Source organism: Serratia ureilytica (genome assembly GCF_017309605.1).
In the GTDB taxonomy this organism is placed as follows: Bacteria; Pseudomonadota; Gammaproteobacteria; order Enterobacterales; family Enterobacteriaceae; genus Serratia; species Serratia ureilytica.
In genome coordinates this window covers 4172947-4187163 of sequence record NZ_CP071320.1, presented here as the reverse complement: position 1 = coordinate 4187163, position 14217 = coordinate 4172947, and the positions used below count along the sequence as shown (strand labels likewise).

Below are 14217 nucleotides of genomic sequence, written 5' to 3'. Positions count from 1 at the left end.
CTTATCCCCACTTTTTGTTCGTGAGCTGGTTGTCATCGTCGGGATGACGCGCCACCGGCTCACGTGTCGTTATTCTAGCCTTTCCAGGAAAATTATGAGCAAGAGCACCGCTGAGATCCGTCAAGCGTTTCTCGATTTCTTTCATAGTAAGGGTCATCAGGTTGTAGCAAGCAGCTCCCTGGTGCCTAACAATGATCCGACATTGCTGTTTACCAATGCCGGCATGAACCAATTTAAGGATGTTTTCCTGGGGCTCGACAAACGCGCCTATTCCCGCGCCACCACCTCGCAGCGCTGCGTGCGCGCAGGCGGCAAGCACAACGACCTGGAAAACGTCGGTTATACCGCTCGTCACCACACCTTCTTTGAAATGCTGGGCAACTTCAGCTTCGGCGATTACTTCAAGCACGATGCTATCAGCTACGCGTGGGAACTGCTGACCGGTGAAAACTGGTTCAACCTGCCGAAAGAGAGACTGTGGGTCACCGTGTATGAAACCGATGACGAAGCATTCGACATCTGGCAGAAGCAAATCGGCGTACCGGCCGAGCGCATTATCCGCATCGGCGATAACAAGGGCGCGCCTTTCGCTTCAGATAACTTCTGGCAGATGGGTGATACCGGCCCATGCGGCCCGTGCACCGAGATTTTCTACGATCACGGCGATCACATCTGGGGCGGCCCTCCGGGCAGCCCGGAAGAAGACGGCGACCGCTACATCGAGATCTGGAACATCGTTTTCATGCAGTTCAACCGTCAGTCCGACGGCACCATGCTGCCGCTGCCGAAGCCTTCGGTGGATACCGGTATGGGTCTGGAGCGTATCGCGGCGGTGTTGCAGCATGTGAACTCCAACTATGAGATCGATCTGTTCCGCACCCTGATCGCCGCCGTGGCGAAAGTGACCGGCGCGACCGATCTGGATAACAAATCCCTGCGCGTTATCGCCGACCACATTCGTTCCTGCGCCTTCCTGGTGTCGGACGGTGTGATCCCGTCTAACGAAAACCGCGGCTACGTGCTGCGCCGCATCATTCGTCGCGCGATCCGTCATGGCAACATGCTGGGCGCGAAAGACACCTTCTTCTACAAGCTGGTGGCGCCGCTGATCGAAGTGATGGGCCCGGCGGCCGACGAGCTGAAACGCCAGCAATCGCTGGTGGAGCAGGTGCTGAAAACCGAAGAAGAACAGTTTGCCCGCACGCTGGAGCGTGGCCTGGCGCTGTTGGACGAAGAGCTGGCCAAGCTGCAGGGCGATACCCTGGACGGCGAGACCGCTTTTCGTCTGTACGACACCTACGGCTTCCCGGTGGATCTGACCGCAGACGTCTGCCGCGAGCGCGGTCTGAAAGTCGACGAAGCGGGCTTTGAAGAAGCGATGGAAGCGCAGCGCCGCCGCGCGCGCGAATCCAGCGGTTTCGGCGCCGACTACAACAGCCTGATCCGTGTGGACGGCAGCAGCCAGTTCAGCGGCTATGATCATGACGAGCAGCAGGCGACGGTGATCGCGCTGTTCCGTGACGGCCAGCCGGTCGAGCAGATCAACGCCGGCGAAGAGGCGGTGGTGGTGCTGGACGAGACGCCGTTCTACGGTGAATCCGGCGGCCAGGTCGGCGATAAAGGCGTGCTGAAAGCCGCCGGCGCCGAGTTTGTGGTCAACGACACCCAGAAATACGGTCAGGCTATCGGCCATCAAGGCAAGCTGGCGCAAGGTTCGCTGAAGCTGAACGATCGCGTGGACGCGCAGATCGACACTGAGCGCCGCAACAGCATCCGTCTGAACCACTCCGCGACCCACCTGCTACACGCCGCGCTGCGCCAAACGTTGGGCGAGCACGTTGCGCAGAAAGGCTCTCTGGTTAACGACAAATACCTGCGCTTCGACTTCTCGCATTTTGAAGCGATGAAGCCGGAACAAATTCGTGCGGTGGAAGATCTGGTTAACCAGCAGGTGCGTCGTAACCTGCCGGTGCAGACCGAGCTGATGGCGTTGGAAGACGCGAAAGAGAAGGGCGCAATGGCGCTGTTCGGTGAGAAGTACGACGACAACGTGCGCGTGCTGACCATGGGCGACTTCTCCACCGAGCTGTGCGGCGGCACCCACGCCAGCCGCACCGGCGATATCGGCCTGTTCCGCATTCTGAGCGAATCGGGCACCGCGGCGGGCATCCGCCGTATTGAAGCGGTGACCGGCGCTGGCGCTATCGCTACGCTGCATCAGCAAAGCGATTTGTTGCAAGACGTTGCTCAATTGGTGAAGGGCGACAGCAACAACCTGACCGATAAAGTGCGCTCGGTGCTCGATCGCACGCGCGTGCTGGAAAAAGAACTGCAGCAACTGAAAGATCAGCAGGCGGCGCAGGAAAGCGCGTCGCTGTCCAGCCAGGCGAAAGTGGTTAACGGCGTGAAGCTGTTGGTCAGCCAGTTGGACAATGTCGAAGCCAAAATGCTGCGCACCATGGTGGATGACCTGAAAAATCAATTGGGTTCGGCCATTATCGTGTTGGCGACGACGGCTGATGACAAAGTCAGCCTGGTCGCAGGCGTGACCAAGGATCTGACTGACCGCGTGAAAGCCGGCGAGTTGATCGGCAACGTGGCGCAGCAGGTCGGCGGCAAGGGCGGTGGTCGCCCTGATATGGCGATGGCGGGGGGGACGGATATCAACGCCCTGCCAGCGGCGTTAAACAGCGTAGAAGCCTGGGTGGCCTCAAAGCTGTGAACATAAATAAATAGCACGGACAAACGCCATAATACTTTGTTGATTATGGCGTTTTCATACTGTGCTAACACAATTTAGTTACAATTGCGGGAACAAAGTTTTTCTGGTCGGCTAAACTTACCATTATCTGAGGTGGGACCAAGTCTGCTTACACTTATTGTGGATTGCGCGGCTTACGTTTTCACCACATATGATGGATAATGACGGGGAAACTGAGAGACCCGACTCTTTTAATCTTTCAAGGAGCAAAGAATGTTAATTCTGACTCGTCGAGTTGGTGAAACCCTCATGATTGGCGATGAGGTTACGGTCACTGTGCTAGGGGTAAAAGGCAACCAGGTGCGTATTGGTGTGAACGCCCCCAAAGAGGTTTCAGTTCACCGTGAAGAAATCTATCAGCGCATTCAGGCAGAGAAGTCTCAGCAGACGACTTACTGATTCCGAAGCAGCGTCTCGTTGCCAGACGAGACGCTACTGCATCGTTTTACCCACTTCTTTCGTTCTCCCCTCTCTTTTTCGTGATTATTTTCCCGGTTAGTTTCCTGCTTTATTGCTGCAGACGTTGCGGTTGCCTGTTGATAAAACGCCCTTTTTGCCGTGAAATCGCCCATGTTGGGTGCGAATTGTGCAAACGCGCATGAGTTGGGAAAAATTGTTTGACTTAAAAGTCGGAGAAAGTAATATGTGCGCCACGCAGTGCCGATGAGCTTCTCCAAAGCAAGTTAGGCACAATTCGAAAGAAGCGTATGGTGAGGTGGCCGAGAGGCTGAAGGCGCTCCCCTGCTAAGGGAGTATGCGGTCAAAAGCTGCATCCGGGGTTCGAATCCCCGCCTCACCGCCATTTGCATCCGTAGCTCAGCTGGATAGAGTACTCGGCTACGAACCGAGCGGTCGGAGGTTCGAATCCTCCCGGATGCACCATATTTTGCAGTATGGTGGGGTAGTAACAACGTACCATACGGTATCAAAAAAGAATTCCTGTGCATCCGTAGCTCAGCTGGATAGAGTACTCGGCTACGAACCGAGCGGTCGGAGGTTCGAATCCTCCCGGATGCACCATTCTTAATCTCACTCGTCGCGAAGAGCAATCTCCAAGCGGGTGGAAGAAAAGAAAGTGTTACCAGGGAGGATAACGTTGCTTAAGCAACGGCCGCAGGGTGAGGCGCTAGCGCCGAATCATCCTCCCGGATGCACCATTCTTCAAGTCTGGCTTTATTAGCAAAGCCGGCACGCGGTAAAAATAGTAATGCATCCGTAGCTCAGCTGGATAGAGTACTCGGCTACGAACCGAGCGGTCGGAGGTTCGAATCCTCCCGGATGCACCATCTAAGAGAAGCCCGCCTTAGCGGGTTTTTGCTTTTCTGTTATTCGTGAAACAGGCAAGCGGCAAAAACAGTCATGCATCCGTAGCTCAGCTGGATAGAGTACTCGGCTACGAACCGAGCGGTCGGAGGTTCGAATCCTCCCGGATGCACCATGTTTAACCTCCCGTATCGCGAAGAGAAATCGTCATGCGGGTGGTAAAAAGAAAGTGTCCTTGGGGAGGATAACGTTGCTTTAGCAACGGCCCGCAGGGTGAGGCGTTGGCGCCGAATCATCCTCCCGGATGCACCATCTAAGAGAAACCCGCTTTGGCGGGTTTTTCGCTTTTCAGCATTTAGCCATTCTCTCTTCACCCCTTTCCTTCTTTGCATCCGATCGATCACAGCACATTCCGCTATGACGCAGTCAGCGACAACCCAACGGCTTTACGCTAAAGTAGTTTTCTTTCCTCAACGATCATGGAGTAACGATGTACGACCGCTACCAGGGTCTTATTTTCGACATGGACGGCACGATTCTGGACACTGAGCCAACGCACCGTAAAGCGTGGCGCGAAGTGCTGTCCCGTTATGGCATGACGTTTGATGAAGCGGCCATGGTGGCGCTGAGCGGTTCACCGACCTGGCGCATCGCTCAGGCGATTATCGCCAGCCATCAGGCCGATCTCGATCCCCATCACCTGGCGGCGGAGAAAACGCGCGCGGTGGAAGCGATGCTGCTGGATAGCGTGCGTCCATTGCCATTGATCGAGGTGGTGAAGTCCTATCACGGCCGCCGTCCGATGGCGGTCGGCACCGGCAGCGAGCACCGCATGGCGGAAATGCTGCTGCGTCATCTCGGCCTGTTCAACTGCTTCGACGCGATCGTCGGTGCGGACGATGTACAGCGCCATAAACCGGAGCCGGATACCTTCCTGCGCTGTGCCGAACTGATCGGCGTGCCGCCGGAAAAATGCGTGGTGTTTGAAGACGCCGAGTTTGGCATTCAGGCGGCAAAAAATGCCGGCATGGCTGTGGTAGACGTTCGTACGCTGTGAGTAGTACGCTAGCCGTAATATCGTTATTTGGCAGCAGCTTCCTCAGTGCGACGCTGCTGCCGGGAAATTCAGAAATCGTTCTGGTCGCCTTGCTGACCCAGAGTCGCGTCTCGCCGGAGTTGCTGGTGCTGGCCGCGACCCTGGGCAACACTCTTGGCGGGTTGACCAATGTCATTATCGGGCGCCTGTTACCGGCGTTGAAACCACAGCGGGGGCTGGCAACGGCGCTCGGGTGGCTGCAACGCTTTGGCCCGGCTGCGCTGTTGCTCAGCTGGGTGCCGGTGGTGGGCGATTTGTTGTGCGTGTTGGCAGGTTGGCTGCGCATGCCCTGGGGCTCTGTCGCGCTGTTTCTGTGTATCGGAAAGGCGCTGCGTTACATCGTTTTGGCTATGATAACGGTACAGGGCATCGCCTGGTGGCAGTAACCAAGTGAATATAACTCAATATTCTCTCGGGTGCGGATTCAGTATGCTTACGAGTTATTGTTTTTAGAAGCGGGAGGTCAATTTGATCCCGGACGTATCACAGGCGCTTTCTTGGTTGGAAGCCCATCCCCAGGCATTAAAAGGCATTCGTCGCGGCATCGAGCGTGAAACGCTGCGAGTCACGCCGAACGGCACCTTGGCGACCACCGGGCATCCGGAAAAGCTGGGGGCGGCATTGACGCACCACTGGATCACCACGGATTTCGCCGAGGCGCTGTTAGAGTTCATTACGCCGGTTGATGACAATATCGATCACTTGCTGACGTTCCTGCGCGATATTCATCGCTACGTGGCGCGCAACATTGGCGATGAGCGCATGTGGCCGCTCAGCATGCCGTGCTTTATCGAAGCCGAGCAGGACATCGAGCTGGCGCAGTTCGGTTCGTCGAACATCGGCCGCATGAAGACGCTGTACCGTGAAGGGCTGAAGAATCGCTATGGCGCGCTGATGCAGACCATTTCCGGCGTGCACTACAACTTCTCGCTGCCGTTGGAGTTTTGGCAGGCCTGGGCCGGCGTGCAGGACGCAGAAAGCGGTAAAGAGCAGATCTCGGCCGGTTATTTCCGCCTGATCCGCAACTATTACCGTTTCGGCTGGGTGATCCCGTATCTGTTCGGCGCATCGCCGGCCATTTGTTCTTCGTTCCTCAAAGGGCGCGAGACCAATCTGCCGTTCGAGCGCACCGAGCAGGGGATGTGCTACCTGCCGTACGCCACTTCGCTGCGCCTGAGCGACTTGGGTTATACCAATAAATCGCAGAGTAATCTGGGCATCACCTTCAACGATCTGCACAGCTATGTGGCCGGTTTGAAGCGGGCGATCGCCACGCCTTCCGAAGAGTTCGCCAAGCTGGGCGTGAAAGAGGGCGATCGCTACCTGCAGCTGAACAGCAACGTTCTGCAAATCGAGAACGAGCTGTATGCGCCGATCCGGCCAAAGCGCGTGACCCAAAGCGGCGAGACGCCGTCGGACGCGCTGCTGCGCGGCGGTATCGAATACATTGAAGTGCGTTCGCTGGACATCAACCCATTCTCGCCGATCGGCGTGGATGCGGTGCAGGCGCGTTTCCTGGATCTGTTCCTGGTGTGGTGCGCGCTGGCGGATGCACCGGAGATGAGCAGCGATGAGCTGCTGTGCACGCGCAAGAACTGGAACCGGGTGATCCTCGAAGGGCGCAAGCCGGGCCAGACCATCGGCATCGGCTGTGGCGCCAGCCATGAGCCGCTGGAGAAAGTCGGCAAGGCGCTGTTCGCCGATCTGCGCCGGGTGGCGGAAGTGCTGGACGGCGAAGCCGGCGATCGTCAATACCAGCAGGTGTGCGATGAGCTGGTCGCCGCGTTTGACGATCCCGAGTTGACCTTCTCCGCGCGCATTCTCAAGGCCATGAAGGCGGAAGGCACCGGGCGCGTCGGTTTGCAGCTGGCGGAGCAGTATCGCCAGACATTGCTGGAAGAACCGTTGGAAATCCTGAACGAAGCCGAGCTGGATAAAGAGCGAGAAGCCTCGTGGCAGCGTCAACGCGACATAGAAGCCAATGATACGCTAAGCTTTGAAGCGTTCCTGAAGCAAAACGGCGGAAGCTGAAAAAGAAAAAGGCCACATCAATGTGGCCAAATATGCATCTCTGATGACAGGGATGATGATAACAAATGCGCGTCTTTCACATACTCAGACTCGCAGGGTTGGAAAAGGTTTCCCGGTTAGGAAAAAAAGTTTCGAAATAAATGCTCTTTTACGAGGAGGTAGCGAAATGCCATTGCTGGATAGCTTTACCGTCGATCATACCCGTATGGCAGCTCCGGCTGTCCGCGTTGCAAAAACCATGAAAACGCCTCATGGCGATACCATCACGGTGTTTGATCTGCGCTTTTGCCGCCCGAACCTGGAAGTGATGCCCGAGCGCGGCATTCACACGCTGGAGCACCTGTTCGCCGGCTTTATGCGTGACCACCTGAACGGCCAGGGCGTGGAAATTATCGACATCTCCCCGATGGGCTGTCGCACCGGTTTCTACATGAGCCTGATCGGCGTGCCGGAAGAGCAGCGCGTTGCCGATGCCTGGAAAGCGGCGATGGCCGACGTGCTGAAAGTGACCGACCAGCGCAAGATCCCTGAGCTTAACGAGTACCAGTGCGGCACCTACCATATGCACTCGCTGGAAGAAGCGCAGGAAATCGCCAAGCACATTCTGGATCACGGCGTGGTGGTGAACCACAATGACGAGCTGGCGCTGCCGAAAGAGAAGCTGCAGGAACTGCATATCTAGTCGTGCGTGGCCCGCAAAATAAAAAAAGACGCGATTTCGCGTCTTTTTTACGTTCTGGCCGAGGGCTAATGATGGCCGACGCTGGACTGCAGCGAGGTGATCGGCGTGACCCGCACCTGTTTAATCATGTTGCCCTGCACGTCGAGGATGTCGATATCGTAATGACCGATGCGCACCCGGGTGCCGATTTCGGGGATCTCTTCCAGCTCTTCCAGCAGCATGCCGTTGACGGTACGGGCTTCATTGGCCGGCAAGGTCCAGTTGAAGGCCTTGTTCAGCTCGCGCACGTTGGCGGTGCCGTCGATCAAGACCGAACCGTCGCTCTGCGGCGTGACTTCTTCCGCCAGCGTGGGTGACATCGAGGTGGTGAAATCGCCCACGATCTCCTCGAGGATGTCTTCCACCGTGACCAGGCCCTGAATGTCGCCGTACTCGTCGACCACGATGCCGACCTTCTCTTTGTTGCGCTGGAATTTCACCAGCTGCACGTTGAGCGGCGTGCCTTCCGGAACGAAATAGATCTCATCGGCGGCGCGCAGCAGGTTCTCTTTGTTGAACTCTTTTTTCTCGGTCATCAGGCGGTAGGCTTCGCGCACGCGCAGCATGCCGATCGCATCGTCCAGCGAGCTGCGATACAGCACGATGCGGCCGTGCGGCGAGTGGGTCAGCTGGCGCATGATCGACTTCCAGTCGTCGTTGACGTCGATGCCGACGATCTCGGTGCGCGGCACCATGATGTCGTTGACCGTCACCTTTTCCAGATCCAGCACCGAGATCAGCATGTCCTGATTGCGGCGGGAGATCTGCGACTGGGATTCGCGCACGATGGTGCGCAGCTCATCCTTGCTGACGGCGTCGCTGATGCGCACGTTGGTGCGAATGCCGAACAGGCGCAAGGTCAGGCTGGTGATGCCGTTGAGCAGCCAGACCAGCGGGAACATCACCTTTTGCAACGGGGCCAGCAGGACGCTGCTGGGGAAGGCGATGCGTTCCGGATAGAGTGCGGCGAAGGTCTTCGGCAGCACTTCGGCGAACAGCAGCACGGCGAAAGTCAGTATGCCGGTCGCAATCGCCACGCCGAGATCGCCATACAGCCGCATGCCGACGATGGTCGCCAGCGCCGAAGCGAGGATGTTGACCAGGTTGTTGCCGATCAGCACCAGGCCGATCAGCCGATCCGGTTTTTGCAGCAGCTTCTCGACCCGACGCGCCGAGCGGTTGCCCTGTTTGGACAGGTGACGCAGGCGATAACGGTTGAGCGTCATCATGCCGGTTTCGGAGGCGGAGAAGTAAGCGGAGACCACGATCATGATCACCAGGATAATGATGAGGGTCCCCGTCGACACATGCTCCAATGCAGTATTCCTTATAGAGAGGGAGAATTGAGCCAGGCTGGCCTAGCGCACCATCACCTGCTGAATCAGACGGCTGCCGAAGTAGGCGAGCGTCAGCAGGAAGGCGCCGGCGAAGCTGAACCAGACGACGCGGCGGCCGCGCCAGCCCTCATGGTAGTGGCCCCACAACAGCACGATATACACGAACCAGGCCATGATCGACAGCACGGCTTTATGCACGTTCTCTTTGCTGAACAGATTATCCATGTACAGCAGGCCGGTGCACAGGGTGAGCGTCAGCAGCACCACGCCGATCTGGGTGATATGGAACATCTTGCGCTCAATGCTCATCAGCGGCGGCATGTCGGCGCTGAAGGTCAGCTTCTTGTTTTTCAACAGGTAGTCGAGCCAGGCGAGCTGCAAGGCATAGAGCGCGGCGATGATCAGGGTGGCGTAAGAGAACAGCGCCAGGCCGATATGCACCATCAGTTCCGGGCTGGCCTCCAGGTGAGTGATGAACTCGCCGGGCATAAAGCTGGCGAAGGCCAGGTTGATCATCGCGAAGCTGTAGACGATTGGCAGCAGGAACCAGCCGCGATCGCGCGAAGCGACGAAGGTCATCACGGAGCAGATGATCAGGCTGACGATGGAACCAATGTTCAGCAGGCTGAGATTCTGCCCGGCGCTGACGTCAAAGATGCGCTGCTGCAGCGCGATGGCGTGGCAAATCAGCGCCACCACCGCCGAGACGAGGGCAAGCCGACGGTATGCGCTGTTCTTCCGCAACAAACTGGGAATGATCAGTCCAAGGCTGAGCAGGTAGGCCATCAAAGCCACAATGGAGAAAACTGGCATAGCGTTTAATTTTGCTTCGGCGTGGTTAATTGGAGTGTCAGTATAACGTTGCGCGCGTTTCACTCCAACCTATCTCCAACGCTGAGGCAGAGATCCTGCTCGCTTCGTGTTATCATCGGCGCAATTGTGTCGCCGGAGCGGCCTGTCATTACACGTTGAGCATGAGACGATGTTTGAAAATTTAACCGATCGATTGTCGCGCACGTTGCGCAATATCAGCGGCCGCGGGCGGCTGACCGAAGAAAATATCAAGGAAACCCTGCGTGAAGTGCGTATGGCATTGCTGGAAGCGGACGTTGCGCTGCCGGTGGTGCGCGACTTCATCAACCGCGTCAAAGAGAGCGCGGTTGGCCATGAAGTCAACAAGAGCCTGACGCCGGGGCAGGAATTCGTCAAGATCGTCAAGGGCGAGCTGATCGCCGCGATGGGCGAAGTCAACACCGAGCTGAATCTGGCGGCTCAGCCGCCGGCCGTGGTGCTGATGGCGGGCCTGCAGGGCGCCGGTAAAACCACCAGCGTCGGTAAGCTCGGCAAGTTCCTGAAAGAAAAACAGAAGAAGAAAGTGTTGGTGGTTTCCGCGGACGTTTATCGCCCGGCGGCGATCAAACAGCTGGAAACGCTGGCGGAAGGTGTCGGCATCGATTTCTTCCCGTCCGACGTCAAAGAAAAACCGATCGACATCGTCAACCGCGCGTTGCAGCAGGCCAAGCTGAAGTTCTATGACGTACTGATCGTCGATACCGCCGGCCGTCTGCACGTTGACGAAGCGATGATGGACGAGATCAAACAGGTGCACGCGGCCATCAAGCCGGTGGAAACCCTGTTCGTGGTCGACGCCATGACCGGCCAGGACGCCGCCAATACCGCCAAGGCGTTTAACGAAGCGCTGCCGCTGACCGGCGTGGTGCTGACCAAGGTCGACGGCGATGCGCGCGGCGGTGCGGCGTTGTCCATCCGCCACATCACCGGCAAGCCGATCAAGTTCCTCGGCGTCGGCGAGAAGACCGAAGCGCTGGAGCCGTTCTATCCGGATCGCGTGGCGTCACGCATCCTGGGCATGGGCGACGTGCTGTCGCTGATCGAAGATATCGAAAGCAAGGTCGACCGCGAGCAGGCGGAGAAACTGGCCAACAAGCTGAAGAAGGGCGACGGTTTCGATCTGACCGACTTCCTGGAGCAGCTCAAGCAGATGCGCAACATGGGCGGCATGGCCAATATGCTGAGCAAGCTGCCGGGCGCGGGCCAGCTGCCGGATAACGTCAAGTCGCAGATGGACGACAAAGTGTTGGTGCGCATGGAGGCGATCATCAACTCGATGACGCTGAAAGAGCGTGCCAAACCGGAAATCATCAAGGGCTCGCGCAAGCGCCGCATCGCGATGGGGGCCGGCATGCAGGTGCAGGACGTCAACCGCTTGCTGAAGCAGTTCGACGAAATGCAGCGTATGATGAAGAAGATGAAGAAAGGCGGTATGGCGAAGATGATGCGCGGCATGAAAGGTATGATGCCGCCGGGCTTCCCTGGCCGCTGACGGGCCTCCGCACGCCGAGTGCGGGCGCTTTCAGCATTCGCCGTTCGCGGTGAAAACCGCCCGAAATTTGACAGGCTGCAAAAGTTGTCCCCTGCGATCGACGCTTTAGATTGCTTTTTGCGCCAAAATGAGTAAAATTTTCGGGCTTTTTATATTGCAACCGGGCCCCGTCCCTCAATGGGGCCCGGCTGTTTTATTAACTAAAGAGGATGTTATGGTAACAATTCGTTTGGCACGTGGCGGCGCTAAAAAGCGTCCGTTCTATCAAGTAGTAGTGACCGACAGCCGCAACGCTCGTGATGGTCGTTTCATCGAGCGCGTAGGCTTCTTCAACCCGATCGCTTCCGGTCAGGCTGAAGCACTGCGTCTGGACCTGGACCGCATCGAGCACTGGGTTGGTCTGGGTGCAACCGTTTCTGATCGCGTTCACGCGCTGATCAAAGACGCTAAGAAAGCAGCTTAATCTGTCGCGGTGGTGGCAATGAGCAAGCAACTCAAACCGGTAGCGCCTAAGCAGCCGATTGTACTCGGTAAAATGGGGTCCGCTTACGGCATTCGTGGTTGGCTCAGAGTGTTTTCATCCACCGAGAACGCCGAAAGCATTTTTGACTATCAGCCGTGGTTTATCCAGCAGGCGGGTCAGTGGCAGCATATCGAGTTGGAAGACTGGAAGCGCCACAGTCAGGATCTGATCATCAAAGTCAAAGGCATTGACGATCGGGACGCGGCGAATCTGCTGACTAATCGCGAGATTATGGTGGATTCTGAGCAACTTCCTCCGCTGGAGGGTGACGATTACTACTGGAAAGACCTGATGGGCTGCCAGGTAGTCACCACCGCCGGCTACGAGCTGGGTAAAGTCATCGATATGATGGAAACCGGCTCGAATGATGTGATGGTTGTGAAAGCGAACCTGAAAGATGCGTTCGGCATGAAGGAGCGGTTGATTCCGTTTCTTCATGGGCAGGTTATCAAGAAAGTCGATCTCACTGCCCGCGTGATTGAGGCAGATTGGGATCCTGGTTTTTGACCCCCGGATCAAACGGTCGAAGCAAGTGGAATAACGGTAAGGGGATTGGCTTGTGTTCATCGGTATTGTAAGCCTGTTTCCTGAGATGTTCCGCGCTATCACCGATTACGGGGTGACTGGCCGGGCAGTAAAAAATGGCCTGCTGAGCGTGCAGTGTTGGAGTCCGCGCGACTTCACCTACGACCGGCATCGTACCGTGGACGATCGCCCTTACGGCGGCGGCCCGGGAATGCTGATGATGGTGCAACCTTTACGGGAAGCCATTCATGCGGCGAAAGCAGCGGCAGGCGAGGGAGCAAAGGTGATTTATCTGTCACCTCAGGGGCGCAAGCTGGATCAAACCGGCGTGTGCGAACTGGCGGCCAATCAGAAGATGATTCTGGTGTGCGGCCGTTACGAAGGGATAGACGAGCGCGTAATCCAAACCGAAATTGACGAAGAATGGTCAATCGGCGATTACGTTCTCAGCGGCGGGGAACTGCCGGCGATGACCCTGATTGATTCAGTCGCCCGTTTCATACCGGGTGTGCTGGGCCATCAGGCCTCAGCGGAGGAAGACTCTTTCGCCGATGGATTGCTGGACTGCCCGCACTATACCCGCCCCGAGGTGTTGGAAGGAATGGAAGTACCGTCGGTTCTGCTGTCGGGCAACCATGCCGAGATACGTCGCTGGCGCTTAAAGCAGTCGCTGGGCCGAACCTGGCTTAGAAGACCTGAACTTCTAGAAAGCCTAGCTCTGACTGACGAGCAAGCGGTGTTGCTGGCTGAGTTCCAACGGGAACATCAGACCAGGCAACAGGACTATGAAGGAAACGTCTGACATCAGACGGGACCGATATATCAGTTTACCTAGGGTAAGAGACATATTATGAGCAACATTATTAAGCAACTTGAACAAGAGCAGATGAAACAAGACGTACCTGCATTCCGTCCGGGTGATTCCGTGGAAGTGAAGGTATGGGTCGTTGAAGGTAGCAAAAAACGTCTGCAGGCATTCGAGGGCGTGGTTATCGCTATCCGTAACCGCGGTCTGCACTCTGCATTCACTGTTCGTAAGATTTCCAACGGCGAAGGTGTTGAGCGCGTATTCCAGACTCACTCCCCAGTAATCGACAGCATTACTGTTAAACGTCGTGGTGCCGTTCGTAAAGCTAAACTGTACTACCTGCGTGAACGTACTGGTAAGGCTGCTCGTATCAAAGAGCGTCTGAACCGCGTTAACTAACGCTGCATCCAAAAGTTAATAGTTATCAGGGGTTGGCTTATGCCAACCCCTTTTTTTATCTTAAAACCTCGACAGGTTGCATTTGCGAGATTTCGTCTGCGCACCGCCAACATAATAAAGCCTGCATAAGCAGGCTTTTTGCATTACAGCGCCGCGGCGCTTTGTTTCTGCTGACTCTCCGGCGGGTGAGGCTGCGCCGGGATAATGGCATCGCCAGGTTTGACGATCACCCGCGCGACGGACTCGTGCGTGGCGAACGTGCAGCTGCAATTGATGTTGCGGCATTGATGGTAACGCTCTTTGGTCGACTCGCTCAGATAGCGGCTGGAGCGAGTGTGGGCCACGTGACCGCATAATGGACAGTGCATCATAGTTGAATCCCTCGTTCTGCTACATCAGGTTATATGAC

The 14217-nt window shown here is 56.8% G+C and carries 15 protein-coding genes and 5 tRNA genes; 16 read left to right on the top strand and 4 right to left on the bottom strand.

Annotation, left to right across the window (positions count from 1 at the left end):
- Position 1: 1 nt before the first annotated feature.
- Positions 2–145, bottom strand: a complete 144-nt coding sequence (locus J0X03_RS19880) for a hypothetical protein (protein ID WP_162180460.1) — start codon at positions 143–145, stop codon at positions 2–4.
- Here J0X03_RS19880 and alaS point away from each other — a divergent pair.
- The 11 genes from alaS (at position 95) to luxS (ending at position 7833) form a co-directional block, all read left to right on the top strand.
- Positions 95–2722 (top strand): alanine--tRNA ligase, encoded by a 2628-nt coding sequence (gene alaS / locus J0X03_RS19875; protein ID WP_033641907.1) that lies wholly within the window; start codon positions 95–97, stop codon positions 2720–2722. The genes J0X03_RS19880 and alaS overlap by 51 nt on opposite strands.
- A gap of 252 nt (positions 2723–2974) precedes the next feature.
- A complete protein-coding gene (csrA, locus tag J0X03_RS19870; protein ID WP_004091602.1) occupies positions 2975–3160 on the top strand; it encodes a carbon storage regulator CsrA in 186 nt (61 codons plus the stop codon).
- Between the two features lie 310 nt (positions 3161–3470).
- Positions 3471–3563 (top strand) — tRNA-Ser (locus J0X03_RS19865).
- 3 nt (positions 3564–3566) lie between these two features.
- A tRNA-Arg gene (locus J0X03_RS19860) sits at positions 3567–3643 on the top strand.
- 61 nt (positions 3644–3704) lie between these two features.
- Positions 3705–3781 (top strand) — tRNA-Arg (locus J0X03_RS19855).
- A 189-nt stretch (positions 3782–3970) separates the two neighbouring features.
- Positions 3971–4047 (top strand) — tRNA-Arg (locus tag J0X03_RS19850).
- Between the two features lie 75 nt (positions 4048–4122).
- Positions 4123–4199: transfer RNA gene (locus J0X03_RS19845), tRNA-Arg, on the top strand.
- A 315-nt stretch (positions 4200–4514) separates the two neighbouring features.
- Positions 4515–5081: a fructose-1-phosphate/6-phosphogluconate phosphatase gene (gene yqaB / locus J0X03_RS19840; RefSeq protein WP_033641908.1), complete on the top strand. Its 567-nt coding sequence runs from the start codon at positions 4515–4517 to the stop codon at positions 5079–5081.
- Positions 5078–5506 (top strand): YqaA family protein, encoded by a 429-nt coding sequence (locus J0X03_RS19835; protein ID WP_004932520.1) that lies wholly within the window; start codon positions 5078–5080, stop codon positions 5504–5506. Before yqaB ends, J0X03_RS19835 begins: the two co-directional genes overlap by 4 nt.
- 82 nt (positions 5507–5588) lie before the next feature.
- Positions 5589–7151: a glutamate--cysteine ligase gene (gene gshA / locus J0X03_RS19830; protein ID WP_033641909.1), complete on the top strand. Its 1563-nt coding sequence runs from the start codon at positions 5589–5591 to the stop codon at positions 7149–7151.
- A gap of 166 nt (positions 7152–7317) precedes the next feature.
- Entirely contained in the window at positions 7318–7833 is a 516-nt protein-coding gene (gene luxS / locus J0X03_RS19825) for an S-ribosylhomocysteine lyase (RefSeq protein ID WP_033641910.1), read from the top strand.
- 65 nt (positions 7834–7898) lie between these two features.
- Here the strand turns inward: luxS and J0X03_RS19820 are convergent, their stop codons facing one another.
- Complete coding sequence (locus J0X03_RS19820) at positions 7899–9188, bottom strand: HlyC/CorC family transporter (RefSeq protein ID WP_016929024.1); 1290 nt, start codon at positions 9186–9188, stop codon at positions 7899–7901.
- 42 nt (positions 9189–9230) lie between these two features.
- Positions 9231–10022, bottom strand: coding sequence for a cytochrome C assembly family protein (locus J0X03_RS19815; protein ID WP_004932506.1), 792 nt, complete (start codon positions 10020–10022; stop codon positions 9231–9233).
- 169 nt (positions 10023–10191) lie between these two features.
- On the opposite strand from J0X03_RS19815, the gene ffh reads away from it, so the two are divergent.
- From ffh to rplS, 5 genes are all read left to right on the top strand, one after another.
- On the top strand, positions 10192–11553 hold the full coding sequence (gene ffh / locus J0X03_RS19810) for a signal recognition particle protein (RefSeq protein ID WP_004932504.1): 1362 nt from the start codon (positions 10192–10194) through the stop codon (positions 11551–11553).
- A 214-nt stretch (positions 11554–11767) separates the two neighbouring features.
- Entirely contained in the window at positions 11768–12016 is a 249-nt protein-coding gene (gene rpsP, locus J0X03_RS19805; RefSeq protein ID WP_004932501.1) for a 30S ribosomal protein S16, read from the top strand.
- An 18-nt stretch (positions 12017–12034) separates the two neighbouring features.
- Entirely contained in the window at positions 12035–12583 is a 549-nt protein-coding gene (gene rimM / locus J0X03_RS19800; RefSeq protein ID WP_019455135.1) for a ribosome maturation factor RimM, read from the top strand.
- Between the two features lie 52 nt (positions 12584–12635).
- Positions 12636–13403: a tRNA (guanosine(37)-N1)-methyltransferase TrmD gene (gene trmD, locus J0X03_RS19795; protein WP_046688258.1), complete on the top strand. Its 768-nt coding sequence runs from the start codon at positions 12636–12638 to the stop codon at positions 13401–13403.
- Positions 13404–13451: 48 nt separating this feature from the next.
- A complete protein-coding gene (gene rplS / locus J0X03_RS19790) occupies positions 13452–13808 on the top strand; it encodes a 50S ribosomal protein L19 (protein WP_015376707.1) in 357 nt (118 codons plus the stop codon).
- Between the two features lie 143 nt (positions 13809–13951).
- On the opposite strand, the gene J0X03_RS19785 is transcribed toward rplS, so the two are convergent.
- Complete coding sequence (locus tag J0X03_RS19785) at positions 13952–14179, bottom strand: ogr/Delta-like zinc finger family protein (protein ID WP_160203986.1); 228 nt, start codon at positions 14177–14179, stop codon at positions 13952–13954.
- Positions 14180–14217 lie beyond the last annotated feature (38 nt).

Excerpts from the sequence above, each read along its gene's own strand:
- alaS (WP_033641907.1), top strand. The coding sequence starts at position 95 with ATGAGCAAGAGCACCGCTGAGATCCGTCAAGCGTTTCTCGATTTCTTT.
- J0X03_RS19880 (WP_162180460.1), bottom strand. The coding sequence starts at position 145 with ATGAAAGAAATCGAGAAACGCTTGACGGATCTCAGCGGTGCTCTTGCT.
- csrA (WP_004091602.1), top strand. The coding sequence starts at position 2,975 with ATGTTAATTCTGACTCGTCGAGTTGGTGAAACCCTCATGATTGGCGAT.
- yqaB (WP_033641908.1), top strand. The coding sequence starts at position 4,515 with ATGTACGACCGCTACCAGGGTCTTATTTTCGACATGGACGGCACGATT.
- luxS (WP_033641910.1), top strand. The coding sequence starts at position 7,318 with ATGCCATTGCTGGATAGCTTTACCGTCGATCATACCCGTATGGCAGCT.
- J0X03_RS19815 (WP_004932506.1), bottom strand. The coding sequence starts at position 10,022 with ATGCCAGTTTTCTCCATTGTGGCTTTGATGGCCTACCTGCTCAGCCTT.
- ffh (WP_004932504.1), top strand. The coding sequence starts at position 10,192 with ATGTTTGAAAATTTAACCGATCGATTGTCGCGCACGTTGCGCAATATC.
- rpsP (WP_004932501.1), top strand. The coding sequence starts at position 11,768 with ATGGTAACAATTCGTTTGGCACGTGGCGGCGCTAAAAAGCGTCCGTTC.
- rimM (WP_019455135.1), top strand. The coding sequence starts at position 12,035 with ATGAGCAAGCAACTCAAACCGGTAGCGCCTAAGCAGCCGATTGTACTC.
- rplS (WP_015376707.1), top strand. The coding sequence starts at position 13,452 with ATGAGCAACATTATTAAGCAACTTGAACAAGAGCAGATGAAACAAGAC.
- J0X03_RS19785 (WP_160203986.1), bottom strand. The coding sequence starts at position 14,179 with ATGATGCACTGTCCATTATGCGGTCACGTGGCCCACACTCGCTCCAGC.